Source organism: Nocardia thailandica NBRC 100428, from assembly GCF_000308795.1.
In the GTDB taxonomy this organism is placed as follows: domain Bacteria; phylum Actinomycetota; class Actinomycetes; order Mycobacteriales; family Mycobacteriaceae; genus Nocardia; species Nocardia thailandica.
In genome coordinates this window covers 26312-43804 of sequence record NZ_BAGK01000185.1, presented here as the reverse complement: position 1 = coordinate 43804, position 17493 = coordinate 26312, and the positions used below count along the sequence as shown (strand labels likewise).

Here is a 17493-nt window from a genome sequence, read left to right as displayed (position 1 = left end):
CGGCTCACTTGAGCTCGGCCGAGGTCTTGCCGAGGACCCGGCGCGCCACGATGAGCTGCTGGATCTGCTGGGTGCCCTCGAAGATGTCGAGGATCTTCGAGTCGCGGCCCCACTTCTCGAGCAGCAGGCGCTGGGAGTAGCCGAGGGAACCGGCCAGCTCGACGGCCTTGAGCGTCACGTCGGTGCCGGTCCGGCCCGCCTTGGCCTTGGACATCGACGCCTCGAGCGAGTTCGGCTTCTTGTTGTCGGCCATCCACGCGGCCCGCAGCGCCAGCAGGTAGGCCGACTCGTAATCGGCCTCCATGCGCAGGAACTCGGCGGCCGCGGCGTGCTGGTTCATCGCCGGGGTGTCGTAGGAGATCTCCACGCCCGCGTCGGTCAGGATGGCGCGCAGCTCCTCGAGGGCGGCGCGGGTGACGCCGATCGCCATGGCGGCGACGAGGGGACGGGTGTTGTCGAAGGTCTGCATGACCCCCGCGAAACCCTTCTCCACGTTGACTTCCGGCGAGCCGAGGATGTTGTCGGCCGGGATGCGGCAGTCCTGCAGCAGCAGGACGGCGGTGTCGGAGGCCTTGATGCCGAGCTTGTGCTCGAGGCGGGCCACCGACAGGCCGGGGGCGTCACGGGGCACGACGAAGGACTTGATCGCCGCGCGGCCGAGGCTCTTGTCGACGGTCGCCCACACCACGATGTGGGTGGAGCGCTCGCCCGCGGTGACGAAGATCTTCTCGCCGTTGAGGACCCACTCGTCGCCGTCGAGGACGGCCGTGGTGGTGACGGCGGCGGAGTCGGAGCCGAACGACGGCTCGGTGATGGCCATCGAGGCCCACACCTTGCCGAAGCGGGCCAGCTGCTCGTCGGTCGCGACGGCGGCGATGGCGGCGTTGCCGAGGCCCTGGTAGGGGATGGTCAGCATCAGGCCGACGTCGCCCCACGAGGTCTCCAGCGCGTTGAGCAGCGCGGACATGTTGCCGCCGTTGGCGTTCGAGACGAACTCGACGTCGCCCGCCTCGTCGTTGCGGCCGCCCGCGGCGCCGCCGATCTTCTGGGTGCCGGAGTCGGCGAGGCCCTCGACCATGGCGGCCATGGTGTCGAGCTCGACCGGGTACTCGTGTTCGGCGAGGTCGTACTTGCGCGAGATGGGACGGAAGATCTGCGCGGCGACCTGGTGGGCCTGGTTGGCGCTGGCCCGCAGCTTCTTGGGGAGTTCGAGATTGATCATGAGAGGAGGTCTCCTGGGAGGAAGTGGGGCCGAAACCTAGATCAGCACAACGCCTTCGGCGACGCCGATGGCGCGGAGGTCGCGGTACCAGCGCTCGACCGGGTGTTCCTTGGTGAAGCCGTGGCCGCCGAGCAGCTGCACGCCGTCCAGGCCGATCTGCATGCCCTTGTCGGTGGCCAGCTTGCGCGCGAGCGCGGCCTCGCGGCCGAAGGACAGGCCCTGCTCCGCGCGCGAGGCGCCGCGCAGGGTGACCAGGCGCAGGCCGTCGAGCTCGATGGCGATGTTGGCGACCATGAACGCCACCGCCTGGCGGTGGGAGATGGGCTCGCCGAAGGCCTCGCGCTCGTTCACGTAGGGGATCACGTAGTCGAGCACGGCCTGGCCGGTGCCGATGGCCAGCGAGGACCAGCCGAGGCGGGCCAGCTGCACGGCGTCGGTGTACTCCTGCACGCGGGTGGCGGTGTCACCGTCGCCCAGCAGCGCGTCGGCGCCGACGGCGACGTTGTCCAGCAGCAGGCGACCGAGGCCGGCGGCGCGCAGGCCCATGCTGGGGTCGGCCTCGACCACGAGGCCCGCGGTGTCGGACTCGACGATGAACAGCGCGGGGCGCCCGTCCAGCTCGGCCGCGACGATGAACAGCTCGGCGTCGGCGGCGGCGGGGACCAGCGACTTCACGCCGTTGAGGCGGTACCCCGAGGGGGAGCGGGTGGCCTTGGTCTGCAGCGCGAACGGGTCGAACAGGGCGCGCGGCTCGGCGATGACCACCGAGGCCTGCGGCACGTTCTCGCCGGTGAAGGCGGGCAGGTAGGTCTTCTGCTGGGCGTCGGTGCCCCACTGGGACAGCGCGACGGCCACGCCGGAGGGCGCCAGGATCGGCAGCGCCAGGCCCATGTCGCCGTGGGCGAGGGCCTCGGCGACCAGCGCGTTGGTGACCGCGCCGCGCTCGGAGGCGGCGCCCTCGAGCTCCTCGGGGACGTTGATCAGGGTGATGCCGAGTTCGGCGGCGCGCTCGAGCAGGTCCTTGGGCGCGGCGGCGTCGTGGTCGGCGTCGTAGGCGGCCGGGCGCAGGATCTCGGCGGCGAATTCCTTGACGGTCTCGACGATCATCTGCTGCTCGTCGGACGGGGTCAGGTCGAAGTAGTCCTTGGTCTTGGACTCGTTGTCGGCCAGGCGCTTGGGCTTGTCGCCGCCGGTGACCTTGGCGAAGGTGCGGGTGGCGGCGCCGAGGGTGCGGAAGCCGGTCTTGGTGCCCTCGTAGGTGACGCGCTCGATCGGCTTGCGGATGTTGTACTTCTCGGCCAGCTCCGACCCGGTAATCGTGGTCAGTGCGCGCATCGCGGCGCCCATCCAGTCCCGTTTGGGCTGGCTGAAGCCGACGGCGGACGTTTCCGGACGACGCGTCGGTGCGCTGTCTCGAGTGCTCATCATCACCTGGTTTCCTCGGATGGTGGGGCAGGGTGTGCCCCAGCTATCTTACTCGGGAGTAAGTCTATCTTACTTCAGAGTAAGAAGTGTGTCGATCGGCAGCATGATCGGACATTCCGTGTCACGCTGAGCGGGTGCCCGTGGTCGCGCTCGTCTTCGCCGCGGTGCTGGTCGCGACCGCGTCGCGCTACGGCCCGCACCGCGACGAGCTGTACTTCCTCGCCGCGGGCCGCCGCCTCGACCTCGGCTACCCCGACCAACCTCCGCTGGTGCCGTTCCTCGCGCGAGCCGCGGCGGCGATCGACGCCGATTCGTTACTCCTGCTGCGGGCCGCGGCGATCCTGGCCGCGACGGCGGTCGTCGTGTGCGCCGGGCTGCTCGCGCGGGAGTTCGGCGGCGGGCGGGTGGCCGAGGCGCTGGCCGCCGCCGCGTGCGCGGGGGCGGCGCTGCTGCTCGCGGCCGGGCACCTGCTCGGCACGACCGTCTTCGACCTCGCGGCGTGGACGCTGATCTGCCTGCTGGTGGTGCGCCTGGTCCGGGGCGCGGACCCGCGCTGGTGGCTCGCGGTGGGCGTGGTGACCGGACTGGGATTGCAGAACAAGCTGCTGCTCGCGGTGCCGGTCGCGGTGCTGGTGGTGACGCTGCTGCTGTGCGGGCCGCGGCGGGTGCTGCGCACCCGGTGGTTCGGCGCGGGCGTCGGTGTGGCGGTACTGATCTGGACACCGTACCTGTGGTGGCAGGCGCGGCACGGGTTTCCGCAATGGGAGGTCGGCTCGGCGATCGCGGGCGGGTCCTCCGGCACCTCCGACGACCGCGCCGGATTCGTCGTCCTCCAAGCCGGTCTGGTGGGACCGCTGCTGCTGCCGGTGTGGCTGCTCGGGCTGTGGTGGCTGTGGCGGCGGCCGGAGTTCCGGGCGTTCGCGCTCGCGTATCCGCTGTTGTTCGCCTTGTTCCTCGTCGCGGGCGGCAAGGCGTACTACCTGGGTGGGATGTATCCGGTGCTGCTGGCCGCCGCGGCCGTGCCGATCGCGCGGTGGCTCGGGGAGAGCCGGACACGCTGGGCGGCAGCGGTTTCGGTACTGGTGGTCAACGCGGCGGGCGCCGCGGTGCTGTTCCTGCCGATCCTGCCTGCCGCCGCCCTGCGCGACTCCCCGGTGCTCGCGGTGAACTACGACACGGGCGAGACCATCGGCTGGCCCCGCCTCGTCGCGCAGGTGGCGGCGGCCCGCCCGCCCGGCGCGCCCGTGCTCACCGCCAACTACGGCGAGGCCGGGGCCATCGAACGGTACGGCGCCGAACACGGCCTGCCGGTGCCGTATTCGGGCCACAACGCCTACTGGTGGTGGGGGCCGCCGCCCGACAGCGCGACCACCGTGCTGACCGTCGGCATCGGCCGCGACCGGCTGACCGGGCTGTGCGGCGTCCTCGAACCGGCAGGCACGCTCGACAACGGGCTCGGCATCGACAACGACGAGCAGGGCGCGCCGCTGTTCGTCTGCCGCGATCCGGTCCGGCCGTGGTCACAGGTGTGGCCGCGGCTGCGCACCCTCGGCTGAATCAGAGCCGGTGCCGGGCGAGGAAATCCAGAAGCGCCTCGCGCCAGGCGTCGGGCCGTTCGGCCATGACCACGTGGCCCGCGTCGATCTCGGTGTACTCCGCGCCCGGGATCCCCGCGGCGAGCGCCCGGGAACCGGCAGGCGCGACGAGCAGGTCCGCGGTGGTGGCGACGACCAGCGTGGGCACCGCGATCCCCGCCAGATCGGCGCTGGTGTCGATCGTCGCGACCAGCGCGGCCTGCTGCCGCGTCCCGCCGGGGACCGCCGCCGCGGTCCGCGCGACCAGTTCCTCGACGGCGGCGGCGGGCAGCGCGTCGACGAACTCGGCGGCGAAGCCGGTCAGCAGGGTGAGCCGGGCGAAACTCTCCAGCGCCGCCCGATCCAGGAGATCCCGCCAGGCCCGCACGGCGAGCCTGGCCCGGTTGTCGGCGACGGCGAACCCGGCGGTGAGCACCAGGCCGGTGACCCGCTCCGGATGCCGGGCGGCTGCCCGGACGGCGACCGCGGTGCCCAGGGAGAACCCGACGATCGTGAACGTCGGTACGCCGACAGCGACCGCGGCCGCCACCAGCGCGTCGGCGAGCGCGTCGAGGTCGAGCGGGGTGTCGTCGCCGGGATAGTCGGGCGCGACGACGGTGTGGGCTGCCGCGAGGTCGGCCAGGACGACACCGAAGTTGGTCTCGATGGTGCCGCCCGCGCCGTGCGCGAGGACGATGCCGGGGCCGGAGCCGTGGACGGTGGTCCGCAGAGGAATCGTTGTCATGGCCCGGAGGTTAGGGATTCACATGGGTGTGAAGGTCAAGGCCGGCGTGCGGGCGGTCACATGCTGATCGGCGAACTCGCGCACCGCAGCGGTGTCAGCACGCGGCTGCTGCGCTACTACGAGGAACAGGGGCTGCTGCGCCCGGGCCGGGACGTCAACGGCTACCGCGCCTATCCGGAGACCGCCCCCGCGACGGTGGCGAAGATCCGCGAACTGCTCGCCGCGGGCCTGACCACCGACGACATCGCCGCGCTGCTGCCCTGCACCGAACCCGACGGTCCGGTGCAGGCCTGCGAGATGTCGGTGCGGATCATGGCCGAGCGGCGGGCCGAACTGGATCGCCGGATCGCCGACCTGGCGGACCGGCGGACCCGGCTCGCCGCCCAGCTGCGCGCGAGTCTCGGAGCGACCGCGCGCGCCTGATCCGCGCGGGCAGGTCACCCGTGACGCCCCGGGGAGTCACTCCCGCACGTAGTACCGCAGCGTCAGATAGGCGGTGACCCCGGCGAACACGACGCCGATCGGCGCGATGGTCAGGGCGACCACGGCGATGTCGTCGCCTGTGATCCGCGGGAACACATTGCTGTCGAACAGCGGGCCGAGCGCCCGGTCGATCACCAGCGGGCGGGCGATGATCAGGCCGAGGACCGCCAGCAGCGAGCCGACCGCCGCCGCGACCACGGCCTCGAGGAGGAACGGCAGCTGGGTGTACCAGCGGGTCGCGCCGACCAGGCGCATGATGCCGACCTCCGTGCGGCGGGTGAACGCCGCGATCTGCACCATGTTCAGGATCAGCAGCATGGCCGCGACCGCCATCACCACCGCCAGGCCGAAGGCGGCGTTGCGCAGGCCGTCGAACAGGCTGACCAGCCGGTCGACGAACTCCTTGTCGTTGGCCACGATCCGCACGCCCTGCCTCGTGGCGAAGGTGTCGTAGATGTGCTGGTACTGGTTCGCGTCGGCCATCTTCACCCGCAGCGAGGCGGGCAGCGGGCTGTCGTTGATGTACTGGGCCATCTCGGGCTGATCGGCGAAGAGCTTCTTCGCCTCCGCCAGCGCGTCGGCCCGGTTGAGGAACTGCACGCTCTCCACGCCCGGCGTCTTCTTCATGTCCGCCAGCAGCCCGGCGCACGGCTCGGCCGCGCAGTCCGGATCGGAGTCGGAGACCGCGTCGTCGAGGTAGAAGCGCACCTCGAGGCGGTCGATGAAGAAGTTCTCGGTCTTGTCGGCCATGCGCACCGACAGCAGGCCGCCGCCGAGCATCATCAGCGACACGGCGGTGGTCAGGATCATCGCGATGGTCATCGTGACATTGCGGCGCAGGCCGTCGACGACCTCGGTGAACAGGAAGCTGAGTCGCATTACCGGCCCACCCCGTACACGCCGGTGGCCTCGTCGCGCACGAGTCTGCCCTGGTCGAGTTCCACCACCCGCCGCCGCATCGCGTCGACGATGTGGTTGTCGTGGGTGGCCATCAGCACCGTGGTGCCGGTGCGGTTGATCCGCTCCAGCAGCGCCATGATGTCGGCGCTGGTGTCGGGGTCGAGGTTGCCGGTCGGCTCGTCGGCCAGCAGCACCAGCGGCCGGTTGACGAACGCCCGCGCGATCGCCACCCGCTGCTGCTCACCACCGGAGAGCTCGGTCGGTAGCCGATTGCCCTTGCCCTCCAGACCGACCATCTCCAGGACCTCGGGCACCGTGCGCTCGATGAACTGGCGGCGCTTGCCGATCACCTCGAGCGCGAACGCGACGTTCTGTTCCACGGTCTTCTGCTGCAACAGCCGGAAGTCCTGGAACACGCAACCGATGCGCTGGCGCAGCTTGGGCACCCGCCGTCCCGGCAGCCGGTCGACCCGGAAGTCCGAGACCCGGATCTCGCCCGCCGTCGGGGTCTCCTCCTTCAGCAACAGCCGCATGAAGGTCGACTTGCCCGACCCCGACGGGCCGATGATGAAGACGAATTCACCCTTGCCGACCTCGACGGAGACGTTGTCCAGCGCCGGTCTCGTCGACGTCTTGTACGACTTGGTGACGTTGCGCATGCTGATCACGGGGAGCCAGTGTAGTCACCCGGCACCCCGATCCCGTTCGGCGCGCACCCGCCGGTCAGGGCGTCGAATCCGGGTTGTTCCAGGTCGGGACGGCATTGAGGATCGCCGTCGGGACGTCGGGGGAGTCGGCGGGTTTGACGAAGACGTAGACCACGAAGGTGCCGACCCAGGCCGCCATCAGCACCGCGGTGGACTTGCGGAGCCGGGTCGCCGTGGTGCGTCGCGTCGTGGTGGACTTACGAAGTTTCACTGATACCTTCCCTGCGCAGGGCGGCCGCGACACGCACGCGCAGCTCCCGCCCCACCTCGAACTGCTTGCCCGGCAACGTGCGGGCAACCAGGCGGATGTTCATCTTGTCGAGGTCGAGGTCCTCGATGCCCATCACCGACGGCTCGTCGAGCAGCAGCGGCTCGAGCTTGGGGTCGCGGTAGGCCCGGGTGCAGACTTCGTGCAGGACCTCGTTGATCCGGTTGATGTCGGCGGTGGCCGCGACCGGCACGTCGATCGCGGCGCGCGCCCAGTCCTTGGACAGGTTGGTCACCTTGACGATCTGCCCGTTGGGCACCGTGATGACCTCGCCGTCGGAGTTGCGCAGCGTGGTGATGCGCAGCGTCACGTCCTCCACGGTGCCCTCGGCCAGCTCGGCGGAGCCGGTCACCGAGATCCGCACCACGTCACCGAAGCCGTACTGGCGTTCGGTGATGAGGAAGAAGCCGGCCAGGATGTCCTGGACGATGCGCTGGGCACCGAAACCGAGCGCTGCGCCGAGCACCGCGGCCGGGGCGACCAGGCCGGTCACCTGGAATCCGAAGCGCTGCAACACCTCCATGCCGACGAGCACGTAGACGATGGTCAGCACGACCCAGGTGATCACCTGGGCCAGCGCGTGCCGGTGCTTGGCCGCCTCCGTGCGGACCAGCGCGTCACTGGACTGGAAGCCGGAGTCGATCTTGCTGGTGACCCGGTCGCGCAGGTAGGCGGCGAACCGACCGAACAGCATCGCCCCCATGACGAGCAGAGCGATCTCGAGGCCACTGGAGCGCAGCCACGTGGTGATCTGTCCGCCGGACTGGAGCGCGAGAACGTCGGTCACACGGAAAATATTACAGTCGGGTCACGGTGGCCGGTCAAACGCGCACGTCGCTACGCATCCGCCTGTTCCCGCATGCGCCAACGGATTCCGGATTCGATGAAGCCGTCGATGTCACCGTCGAGCACCGCTGTGGGGTTGTTCACCTCGTAGGCGGTGCGCAGGTCCTTGACCATCTGGTACGGGTGCAGCACATAAGAGCGCATCTGGTTGCCCCAGGACGCGCCCTCGTTGGTCTTGAGCGCGTCCATCTGGGCGCGCTCCTCCTGACGCTTGCGCTCGAGCAGCTTGGCCTGCAGCACGCGCATGGCCGAGATCTTGTTCTGCAGCTGGGACTTCTCGTTCTGGCAGGTCACCACGATGCCGGTGGGGATGTGGGTCAGGCGCACCGCCGAGTCGGTGGTGTTGACCGACTGGCCGCCCGGGCCCGAGGAACGGTAGACGTCGACGCGGACGTCGCCCTCGGGGATGTCGATGTGGTCGGTGGTCTCGACCACGGGCAGCACCTCGACCTCGGCGAAGGAGGTCTGGCGGCGGCCCTGGTTGTCGAACGGGCTGATCCGCACCAGGCGGTGCGTGCCCATCTCCACCGAGAGGGTGCCGTAGGCGTAGGGGTGCTTGACGGCGAAGGTGGCGCTCTTGATGCCCGCCTCCTCGGCGTAGGAGGTGTCGTAGATCTCCACCGGGTACTTGTGCCGCTCGGCCCAGCGCACGTACATGCGCATCAGCATCTGCGCCCAGTCGGCGGCGTCGACGCCACCGGCGCCGGAGCGGATGTTGACCAGCGCCTCGCGCTTGTCGTATTCACCCGAGAGCAGGGTGCGCACCTCGACGGCCTCGATGTCGGCGCGCAGGGCGGCGCGCTCGTTGTCGGCGTCGGTCTTCGCCTCCTCGGCCGCCGCGCCCTCCTCGGCCTCGGCGAGCTCGTAGAGCACGGGCAGGTCTTCGAGGCGCTGGCGCAGCTCCTCCACGCGGCGCAGCTCGCTCTGGGCGTGCGACAGCTCGCTGGTCACCTGCTGGGCGTGTTCCTGGTTGTTCCACAGCTCCGGGTCGGCGGCCTGGTGCTCCAGCTCGTCGATGCGGCGGCGCAACTCCTCGATGTCGAGGACCGACTCGACCGTCTTCAGCGTGGTGTCGAGTTCGGCGAGGTCTGCGGAAACGTCAGGATGCACGATTCCTCAGGTTACCGGTCGCCGCCGACAAGGCGAAACACGCTCAGCTCGCGACGGCGCGCAGGCCGCCGGGGCGGCGCCCGACGAGGCGGTCCAGCGACCCCGCGCTGGCCTCGTCGGCGGGCAGCAGGACGGACAGCGACTGGTCGTCGTCGATGGACAGGTCGAGGGTCTCGTACGCCAGCCGCAGGTCACCGGCCTCGGGATGGGTGAGCCGGGTGATCCCGCCCGAGGGCGGCAGCCCCGGCAGGCGGGCGAGCCGCTCGGTGAAGGGCGGCCCCGCCGTGACGGTGAGCTCGTCGACCAGCGCCGCCACCGCCGGGTCGTCCCGGAACGGGCCCTGCTTGAGCGAGGCGACCAGCGTGTCCGCGGCGGCGTCCCAGTCGGGATAGACCTCGCGCGCGCCGGGATGGGTGAAGACGAACCGCGCGAGATTGGCGGGCTCCCCCTGGTCGAACAGGCCGCTCGGCTCGTAGAGCCGCCGGTAGCCCTCGGTGCAGGCCAGCACCTCGGTGAACCGGTTGGTCACCGCCGCGGGCGCCGGTTCGAGCTGGGCGAGCAGCGCGTGCACGGTCGCGCGGACGTGCCGGTTGGGTCCCTGCTCGGCCATCCCGCAGCTGTAGCCCGCGGTGCCCTTGGTCAGCCGGTGCAGGTGCACCCGCTCGCGCGGGCTCAGCCGCAGGGTGTCGGCCAGCGCGGACAGCACCGGCGCCGACGGATGCTTGTCCCGGCCCTGCTCCAGCCGGACCAGGTATTCGACGCTGACCCCGGCCAGCATCGCGACCTCGGACCGGCGCAGGCCCGGGGTGCGGCGCCGTGGTCCCGTGGGCAGACCGACCTCGGCGGGGGAGACCGACTCCCGCCGGGTGCGCAGGAACAGACCGAGTTCGTTGTCGCTCACCCCCTCGACGCTACTGCCCGGCCGGGCGCGGAGAGTGGCCCTGCCACTACCACTCTCCGCCTGGTCTCCCTCGCCGCCGCCGGGCGCGGCAGATTCGGAGCACCGGCCGATCGGGCCGGGTGCCACACGGACAGAGGAGAACAAGGTGTCCACACCGCTGAAGCTCGCGATCATCGTCGGCAGCGTGCGCGAGGGCCGGTTCGGGCCCGTCGTCGCGCGGTGGTTCGCGGAGCAGGTCGACGACCGCTTCACCGTCGACGTCGTCGACCTGGCCGACTACGACGTGCCCACCGCGCTGCCCGCGGTGCCGCCCGCCCTCGATCCGGATCCCGAACGGCCCGCCGGGATGGCCGGTCTGAGCGAGCGGCTGGCCGCAGCCGACGCGTTCGTGGTGGTCACCCCCGACTACAACCGCAGCGTCCCGGCCTCGCTGAAATCGGTCATCGACTGGCACTACACCCAGTGGGACGCCAAGGCGATCGGCTTCGTCGGCTACAGCGGCGCCACCGGCGGCGTGCTGGCCATCGAGCACCTGCGGCAGGTGTTCGGCGAACTCAACGCCCACACCGTGCGCAACTACGTCTCCTTCCCGCGCTACTACCTGCTCTTCGACGAGCAGGGCGGGCTGCGGGAACCGGAGACCTTCGCCGAGGCGGCGGCCGCGCTGCTCGACCAGTTGCACTGGTGGGCGACGGCGCTGGTCGCGGCGCGGGCGAAGGCGTTCGCGGCCTGACCCGCCCCCGCAAGGCACGCGAACCCGCGACCGCGAACGCCGCGCCCCGCGGGTATACAGTGCCCGGCGTGGCTGCCTACTCCGCTGATCTCGAACTCGCCCTGAGCCTGGCCGACGCGGCCGACGCGATCACCAGGGATCGTTTCGGCGCGCTCGACCTGAAGGTCGACGCGAAGCCGGACCTGACCCCGGTCTCGGACGCCGACCTGGCGGTGGAGCGGGAAGTGCGCAGGCTGCTCGAGCGGGAGCGACCGGGCGACGCGGTGCTCGGCGAGGAGTTCGGCGGCGACGCCGAGTTCGCCGGTCGGCAGTGGGTGATCGACCCGATCGACGGCACCAAGAACTTCGTGCGCGGGGTGCCGGTGTGGGCCTCGCTGATCGCGCTGCTGGTCGACGGGGTTCCGGTGGTCGGCGTGGTGAGCGCGCCCGCGCTGGGCAGGCGCTGGTGGGCGGCGGCGGGCTCCGGCGCCTGGGCGCAGGCCCACCCGGGTGCGCCGAAGCCCCTCGGTGTCTCCGCGGTGGGCGACCTCGCCTCGGCCAGCCTCGCCTTCTCCAGCCTGTCGGGCTGGCGGGACCGCGGGCTGCGCGAGGCGTTCATCGACCTCACCGACGCCGTGTGGCGGGTGCGCGGCTACGGCGACTTCTTCAGCTACTGCCTGGTGGCCGAGGGCGCGGTCGACATCGCGGCCGAGCCGGAGGTGTCGCTGTGGGACCTGGCCGCGCTCGACATCCTGGTCCGCGAGGCGGGCGGGACGTTCACCTCCCTGGACGGGCGGCCCGGCCCGCACGGCGGTGACGCGGTCGCCACCAACGGCGCGCTGCACGCGCCGGTCCTGTCCCGTCTCGGCTGAGCGCCGCCGCCGCGCACGCCGCCGACCTGCGCCGGGATGGTCGGCCGACCGGGCGGACGCGGCGCCGGGCCCGGTTGTCCACAGGTGGACAACACCGGCAGGCGCCCCGGTCGGCGGCTCGCTCCGCCCGCTGCCCGACCGGCGCCGCTCGTAGGATGGCCCGGTGACCAACGCAGGCCCCGCGTTCGACGACTACCCGGACTCCCCGGACTTTCCGGCCTATCCGGACTTTCCGGACGAGCCCTACCCCGACGAGGCGTATCCGGACGACGCCTACCCGGCCGAGGCGGACCACGCCGGCTACGAGGACGTGCACTTCGACGACCTCCCGCCGGCCCGCCCGGCCGCGCCCGCGCGCCCCGAGACGCCGCAGGAGGTGCTGCACCGGGTCTTCGGCTACGACAGCTTCCGCGGGGACCAGGCCGCCATCGTCGACCAGGTCGTCGGCGGCGGTGACGCGCTGGTCCTCATGCCGACCGGCGGCGGCAAGTCCCTGTGCTACCAGGTGCCCGCGCTGGTCCGCCCTGGCGTCGGCGTGGTCGTGTCGCCGCTGATCGCGCTCATGCAGGACCAGGTCGACGCGCTGAGCGCGCTGGGCGTGCGCGCCGGCTTCCTCAACTCCACGCAGTCGCCCGACGAGCGGCGCACGGTGGAGGCGCAGTTCGTGGCGGGCGACCTCGACCTGCTCTACCTCGCGCCCGAACGGCTGCGCCTCGACGCCACCCGTCAGCTGCTCGACCGGGGCACCGTCGCGCTGTTCGCCATCGACGAGGCGCACTGTGTGTCGCAGTGGGGCCACGACTTCCGGCCCGACTACCTCGGCCTGTCGCTGCTGCACGAACGCTGGCCCGGCGTCCCGCGCATCGCCCTCACCGCGACCGCCACCGAGAAGACCCGCGACGAGATCGTGCAGCGGCTCGACCTCGGGGAGGCGAAGCGATTCGTCTCCAGCTTCGACCGCCCCAACATCCAGTACCGGATCGAGCCGAAGAACCGGCCCGACCGCCAGCTGCTCGACTTCATCCGCGCCGAGCACGCGGGCGACACGGGCATCGTCTACTGCCTGTCCCGCAACTCGGTGGAGAAGACCGCCGCCTTCCTGAACGAGAACGGCGTGCGCGCGGTGCCCTATCACGCCGGCCTGGACAACCGCACCCGCGCCGAGAACCAGTCCCGGTTCCTGCGGGAGGACGGCCTGATCGTGGTGGCCACCATCGCCTTCGGCATGGGCATCGACAAGCCCGACGTGCGTTTCGTCGCCCACCTCGACCTGCCCAAGTCGGTGGAGGGCTACTACCAGGAGACCGGCCGCGCGGGCCGCGACGGTCAGCCCTCGACCGCGTGGATGGTCTACGGCCTTGCCGATGTGGTGCAGCAGCGCAAGATGATCGAGGCGGGCGAGGGCGACGCGGCCCACCGTCGTCAGCTGCAACTGCATCTGGACGCCATGCTCGCCCTGTGCGAGACGGTCACCTGCCGTCGGGCCCAGCTGCTCAACTACTTCGGCGAGCAGGCCCCGCCGTGCGGCAACTGCGACGTCTGCCTGAACCCGCCCGAGACGTGGGACGGCACGGTGCCCGCGCAGAAGCTGCTGTCGACCGTGCTGCGGCTCAAGCGCGAGCGCGGCCAGTCCTTCGGCGCCGGGCACCTGATCGACATCCTGCTCGGCAAGCAGAATCCCAAGATCGCCCAGCACCGCCACGACGAGCTCACCGTGTTCGGCATCGGCACCGACCTGCGCGACACCGAGTGGCGCGGCGTGATCCGCCAGCTGCTGGCGGGCGGCATGCTCGCCGTCCAGGGCGAGTACGGCGTGCTCGGGCTCACCGACGCGGGCAACGAGGTGCTGTTCGAGGGACGCACCGTCGCCCTGCGCCGCGAACCCGAACGCGCGGCGCGGCCCGCCCGTTCCGCCCGCTCGGCCAAGCCCGCCGCCGACCTGCCCGCCGCCGATCAGCCGCTGTTCGAGCGCTTGCGGGCCTGGCGCGCGGCCACCGCCAAGGAACAGGGCGTGCCCGCCTACGTGGTGTTCCACGACGCCACCCTGCGCGAGATCGCCGCCCGCAAGCCGGCCACCCTCGCCGAGCTGGGCACGGTGGCGGGCGTCGGGGAGAACAAGCTCGCCCGCTACGGCGACGGGGTGCTGGCCGCGCTGGCCGGGTGACCCGGGCCGGGCTGCCTTGTGCGCCAACACATCGCGACCGAATTGGTGCTGCGGCCGTGACCCCGGCGGGCTACCGTCGGGGTCATGGCCGACGGTGACGACTCCGTGGAGATCAGCGGGCAGGCGGAGGGCGGCGGCGCCGACGGCCCACCGCCCCTGCATCACCGGGTCGATCCCACGGTCGACTCGGCGTGGTTCGGCGTGCGCGACCCCGCGATCGGCCACGGCGTCCGCCTGTCCACGGTGATCCTGATCCTGCTGTTCGCCGCGGCCCTGACCGGCTACCTGCTGCTGAACCCCGGCTGAGCGCGGACCGCCGGGAATAATCCGCTGGCGGGCTCGCTTAGAGTGGGTCGTTATGAGGGAAAAGGGGCGCAAGGTCATCGCGACCAACCGCCGGGCGCGGCACAACTACACGATCCTCGACGTCTACGAGGCGGGGATCGCGCTGGTCGGTACCGAGGTCAAGAGCCTGCGCGAGGGCAAGGCCTCGCTGGTGGACGCCTTCGCGACCGTGGACAACGGCGAGGTGTGGCTGCGCGGCCTGCACATCCCCGAGTTCAGCCACGGCACCTGGACCAACCACTCGCCGCGCCGGGTACGCAAGCTGCTGCTGCACAAGCGCGAGATCGAGCGGCTGGTCGGCAAGTCCCGCGAGGGCAACCAGACGCTGGTCCCGCTGTCGATGTACTTCTCCGACGGCAAGGTCAAGGTCGAGCTGGCCCTGGCGCGCGGTAAGCAGGACTACGACAAGCGCCAGGATCTGGCGCGTCGCACCGCCGAGCGTGAGGTCACGCGCGAGCTGGGACGGCGGGTCAAAGGCATGCGGTGATCCCGGTTCTGCTCGCCCTCGTGGCGGCAGCGGGCTACGGGGTCAGCGACTTCTTCGGTGGTATCGCCGCGCGGCGGGTGACCGCGCTGCGCGTCGTCGTGGTGTCCTATCCGTTCTCCACCGCGCTGGTGGCGCTGGCGGTGCCGCTGGTCGGCGGCCGCCCGGACCCCGCGTCGATCCTGTGGGGCCTGGCGGCCGGTATCGGTGGCGGGCTTGCCGTGTGGTGGTTCTACGCCGCGTTGGCCGACGGCCCGATGTCGGTGGTGTCCCCGGTCACCGCGATCCTGGTGGCCGGGATCCCGGTGCTCGCCGGGCTGCTGCTCGGCGAGCGGCCGGGCCCGCTCGCGCTCGCCGGGATCGCGGTCGCGCTGGTGGCGGTGGTCCTGGTCAGCCGGGAGGCGCCCGACGAGACCACCGAGGAGATCATCGGCGGCCGCGAGCTGCGGTTCACCCGCCGGGTCGCGCTGCTGACCGTGGGGTCCGGGGCCGCGTTCGGGTTCGCCTTCCTGTTTCTGCACCGCACCGCGCCCGACTCCGGGCTGTGGCCGGTGCTGGCCCAGCGGTTCGCCTCGGCGGCGCTGGTGTGGGCGGTCGCCCTCGGCGCCCGGCAGTTCGGCGGCCTGCGCGGGGAGCCGTTGCGGCTGGCGCTGGCCGTCGGCGTGCTCGACACGGTGGCGAACGTGGCCATGCTCTACGCCTTCCACCACGGCATGCTGTCGGTGGTCAGCGTGATCGGGTCGCTCTACCCGGCCGCGACCGTGCTGCTGGCCATGGTGCTGCTGGGTGAGCGGGTCAGCCGCACCCAGCAGCTCGGCATGGCGCTGGCGCTGGTCGCCGTCGCCTCGATCGCGCTCGGCTGAGCGCGGCTCGGCGCCTGACGCGGATCAGATCGGCTTGCAGGGCTCGGTCAGCGTCGTCTTCCCCAGGGTCGGGCCGCGGTAGGTCGAGCGGACGACCCGCGCGCCCACCGGCGCCTGCTCGTCGGGGGTGTAGACCACCGACCAGTCGATCGACGGGTCCGGCGCCGACGCCCCGATGCGCTGGACCGGTGCGATGCCCTCGCTGTCGGGCAGCAGGTTCTCCATGGTGCGGCGAAGGCCGGTGCGGGTGAGTTCGCCGGTGGCCGCCGCCTTGGTCAGCAGCGCCCGCATCGGGTAGCTGATCGCCCAGCCGAGGTTGTAGCCGAGATTGTTCGGTTCGTGGCCGAGGGCTCGGCGGGCGCGCTGCGCGCCGATACTGTTGCCGTCCCAGCTGTCGATCGGGCTGGTGAAGTTGTACAGCGCGGTCAGCGCGGGCGCCGCGGGGGACTTCAGCAGGGCCGGGTTCCAGGTGATCAGCGATCCGAGGAACCGGCCGGTGTAGCCGGACTTCACCAGTTTGCCCACGATCTCGGCGGTTTCGGCCGGGCCGGTCGCGAGGGTGACGAGGTCGGGCTGGGCCGCCAGCACCTGGGCGACCGTGCTGTCCTGGTTGCCGACCTCGTTGTTGGGCCCGGTCTCGATGGTGTCGGCGATGGCCGCCTCGTTCGCCACGGCCCAGCGCATGGCGCCCGCGGCGAAGTCCTCGCCGAAGGTGCCTCGGTAGCCGACCACCGCGATGCGCTGCGGGTGGTAGTGGTCCTGGGTGAACCAGTCGAGCGCGTTGATGGCCTCGACGCAGTAGGAGTAGCCGCCGCTGAGCACCAGATTCCGGTCGGCGCTGCGGAATCCCCAGCCCGACCACTGCGTCGCCGCGGTGGCCACCATGTCGTCGGCGTCCATGTCGTTGAGCATCGCCAGCGTCTGCGCCGTCCCGAAGCTCATGGCCAGCGCCAGCACGTGCGGGGAGATCTCCTGGTACGCCGTGCGGTGGGTGCGCGGGTCGTAGGCGGTGTTGCGGGTGTAGGTGGCCAGGTCGATGTCGTAGCCGCCGATGCCGCCCGCCTTGTTGACCTCGTCCCAGAACGCGCGCTGTCCCTCGTTCATCGAGACGCCGAGCGCGGTGAACGGCCCGCCCTCGAGATCGGAGAGCACCCCCAGGTAGAGGCACCCCCGATCGGTGTGCGGGGACTGCGGACAGGGCGCGCTGGTGATGCCCGGCGCGGGCGCCGCGGTGTCCGCCGAACAGCTCGCGCCGGCCAGAACCAGGCAGGCCACAGCGGGTAACGCCGCCAGTCGCCGCAGGACGCGGCGATCGGATGATGCCATGAAAGTTTGCTCCTTGCCACGCCGCCCGGTGAGATGACGAGTCCGGTGCGGCCGAACGGGAAGCGTACCCGGCGTGTGACCTGGGTTGCCCTCCGTTCGCGGGTAAAGGGGAAGAAACCGGCCCCCTCGTGGTGTTAACATGAACAGCCCGCACGGTGCGGGTACGTACGGGGCTGAACGGTTTCGACTGCGTACGTTGATCCAGGGGAAGCGTGTCGGTGCAGGCAAGAGACCACCGTAAGCGTCGCTGCAACCAATTAAGCGCCGATTCTCATCAGCGCGAGTACGCCCTCGCTGCCTAAGTAGCAGGCGTCTCTGTCAGTCCGGGCTCGTCCCTCGGCCCGGGTACTGGCATCAGCTAGAGGGAATCACCGTCCGATCCGGTCGCGGGTTCGGGCGGGACATCCAACAGCGACTGGGATCGTCATCCGGGCTTGTTCGTGAGACCCGGAGGTCCGAGTAGAGGCACAGCGAACTGCACACGGAGAAGCCCTGGAGACACGGCGGAGGACCCGGGTTCGATTCCCGGCAGCTCCACTTCGAGAC

General features: G+C 71.2%; 18 protein-coding genes and 1 other RNA gene. 9 read left to right on the top strand and 10 right to left on the bottom strand.

The features are described from left to right. Nucleotides 1-4 precede the first annotated feature (4 nt). Nucleotides 5-1222 (bottom strand): acyl-CoA dehydrogenase family protein, encoded by a 1218-nt coding sequence (locus ON36_RS20475; RefSeq protein ID WP_043656023.1) that lies wholly within the window; start codon nt 1220-1222, stop codon nt 5-7. A gap of 36 nt (nt 1223-1258) precedes the next feature. Beyond that, complete coding sequence (locus tag ON36_RS20470; protein WP_083885269.1) at nt 1259-2653, bottom strand: acyl-CoA dehydrogenase family protein; 1395 nt, start codon at nt 2651-2653, stop codon at nt 1259-1261. 128 nt (nt 2654-2781) lie between these two features. Here ON36_RS20470 and ON36_RS20465 point away from each other — a divergent pair, with 128 nt between their 5' ends. Next, on the top strand, nt 2782-4203 hold the full coding sequence (locus ON36_RS20465) for a glycosyltransferase family 39 protein (RefSeq protein WP_052314178.1): 1422 nt from the start codon (nt 2782-2784) through the stop codon (nt 4201-4203). 1 nt (nt 4204) lies between these two features. Here ON36_RS20465 and ON36_RS20460 read toward each other — a convergent pair whose 3' ends face one another. Beyond that, the gene (locus tag ON36_RS20460; RefSeq protein ID WP_043656012.1) at nt 4205-4966 is read right to left on the bottom strand and encodes an alpha/beta fold hydrolase; all 762 of its coding nucleotides are present in this window, start codon (nt 4964-4966) and stop codon (nt 4205-4207) included. Between the two features lie 60 nt (nt 4967-5026). Between ON36_RS20460 and ON36_RS20455 the strand changes: the two genes are divergently transcribed. Next, entirely contained in the window at nt 5027-5389 is a 363-nt protein-coding gene (locus ON36_RS20455) for a MerR family transcriptional regulator (RefSeq protein WP_043656009.1), read from the top strand. Between the two features lie 36 nt (nt 5390-5425). Here the strand turns inward: ON36_RS20455 and ftsX are convergent, their stop codons facing one another. From ftsX to ON36_RS20430, 6 genes are all read right to left on the bottom strand, one after another. Continuing rightward, a complete protein-coding gene (gene ftsX / locus ON36_RS20450; protein ID WP_043656006.1) occupies nt 5426-6328 on the bottom strand; it encodes a permease-like cell division protein FtsX in 903 nt (300 codons plus the stop codon). Beyond that, nucleotides 6328-7008, bottom strand: a complete 681-nt coding sequence (gene ftsE / locus ON36_RS20445; RefSeq protein WP_373281816.1) for a cell division ATP-binding protein FtsE — start codon at nt 7006-7008, stop codon at nt 6328-6330. Before ftsE ends, ftsX begins: the two co-directional genes overlap by 1 nt. 64 nt (nt 7009-7072) lie before the next feature. Then, a complete protein-coding gene (locus tag ON36_RS34940; protein ID WP_157224959.1) occupies nt 7073-7267 on the bottom strand; it encodes an Rv3103c transmembrane domain-containing protein in 195 nt (64 codons plus the stop codon). Beyond that, complete coding sequence (locus tag ON36_RS20440; RefSeq protein ID WP_052314177.1) at nt 7254-8111, bottom strand: mechanosensitive ion channel family protein; 858 nt, start codon at nt 8109-8111, stop codon at nt 7254-7256. The genes ON36_RS34940 and ON36_RS20440 overlap by 14 nt, the downstream gene beginning before the upstream one ends. Nucleotides 8112-8161: 50 nt before the next feature. Beyond that, nucleotides 8162-9280, bottom strand: a complete 1119-nt coding sequence (prfB, locus tag ON36_RS20435) for a peptide chain release factor 2 (protein ID WP_043656002.1) — start codon at nt 9278-9280, stop codon at nt 8162-8164. Nucleotides 9281-9323: 43 nt separating this feature from the next. Continuing rightward, a complete protein-coding gene (locus ON36_RS20430) occupies nt 9324-10181 on the bottom strand; it encodes a helix-turn-helix domain-containing protein (protein WP_043655999.1) in 858 nt (285 codons plus the stop codon). 145 nt (nt 10182-10326) lie between these two features. Here ON36_RS20430 and ON36_RS20425 point away from each other — a divergent pair, with 145 nt between their 5' ends. From ON36_RS20425 to ON36_RS20400, 6 genes are all read left to right on the top strand, one after another. After that, on the top strand, nt 10327-10914 hold the full coding sequence (locus ON36_RS20425; RefSeq protein WP_043655996.1) for an NADPH-dependent FMN reductase: 588 nt from the start codon (nt 10327-10329) through the stop codon (nt 10912-10914). A gap of 68 nt (nt 10915-10982) precedes the next feature. Further along, nucleotides 10983-11765, top strand: coding sequence for a histidinol-phosphatase (gene hisN / locus ON36_RS20420; RefSeq protein WP_043656046.1), 783 nt, complete (start codon nt 10983-10985; stop codon nt 11763-11765). Nucleotides 11766-12144: 379 nt separating this feature from the next. Then, complete coding sequence (gene recQ / locus ON36_RS20415; RefSeq protein ID WP_373281815.1) at nt 12145-13929, top strand: DNA helicase RecQ; 1785 nt, start codon at nt 12145-12147, stop codon at nt 13927-13929. An 84-nt stretch (nt 13930-14013) separates the two neighbouring features. Continuing rightward, complete coding sequence (locus tag ON36_RS20410) at nt 14014-14235, top strand: WLR motif membrane protein (RefSeq protein WP_043655990.1); 222 nt, start codon at nt 14014-14016, stop codon at nt 14233-14235. Nucleotides 14236-14287: 52 nt separating this feature from the next. Further along, nucleotides 14288-14761 (top strand): SsrA-binding protein SmpB, encoded by a 474-nt coding sequence (smpB, locus tag ON36_RS20405; RefSeq protein ID WP_043655987.1) that lies wholly within the window; start codon nt 14288-14290, stop codon nt 14759-14761. Further along, complete coding sequence (locus tag ON36_RS20400; protein WP_174377593.1) at nt 14758-15621, top strand: EamA family transporter; 864 nt, start codon at nt 14758-14760, stop codon at nt 15619-15621. Before smpB ends, ON36_RS20400 begins: the two co-directional genes overlap by 4 nt. Before the next feature lie 24 nt (nt 15622-15645). Here the strand turns inward: ON36_RS20400 and ON36_RS20395 are convergent, their stop codons facing one another. Next, entirely contained in the window at nt 15646-16947 is a 1302-nt protein-coding gene (locus ON36_RS20395; RefSeq protein ID WP_083885268.1) for an ABC transporter substrate-binding protein, read from the bottom strand. A gap of 169 nt (nt 16948-17116) precedes the next feature. Between ON36_RS20395 and ssrA the strand changes: the two genes are divergently transcribed. Then, nucleotides 17117-17487: a transfer-messenger RNA gene (gene ssrA / locus ON36_RS33690) on the top strand. Nucleotides 17488-17493 lie beyond the last annotated feature (6 nt).

Bases quoted from the DNA above. Each gene is read 5' to 3' on its own strand.
- ON36_RS20475 (WP_043656023.1), bottom strand. From the start codon at position 1,222: ATGATCAATCTCGAACTCCCCAAGAAGCTGCGGGCCAGCGCCAACCAG.
- ON36_RS20460 (WP_043656012.1), bottom strand. From the start codon at position 4,966: ATGACAACGATTCCTCTGCGGACCACCGTCCACGGCTCCGGCCCCGGC.
- ON36_RS20455 (WP_043656009.1), top strand. From the start codon at position 5,027: ATGCTGATCGGCGAACTCGCGCACCGCAGCGGTGTCAGCACGCGGCTG.
- ftsX (WP_043656006.1), bottom strand. From the start codon at position 6,328: ATGCGACTCAGCTTCCTGTTCACCGAGGTCGTCGACGGCCTGCGCCGC.
- ftsE (WP_373281816.1), bottom strand. From the start codon at position 7,008: ATGCGCAACGTCACCAAGTCGTACAAGACGTCGACGAGACCGGCGCTG.
- ON36_RS20410 (WP_043655990.1), top strand. From the start codon at position 14,014: ATGGCCGACGGTGACGACTCCGTGGAGATCAGCGGGCAGGCGGAGGGC.
- smpB (WP_043655987.1), top strand. From the start codon at position 14,288: ATGAGGGAAAAGGGGCGCAAGGTCATCGCGACCAACCGCCGGGCGCGG.
- ON36_RS20395 (WP_083885268.1), bottom strand. From the start codon at position 16,947: ATGGCATCATCCGATCGCCGCGTCCTGCGGCGACTGGCGGCGTTACCC.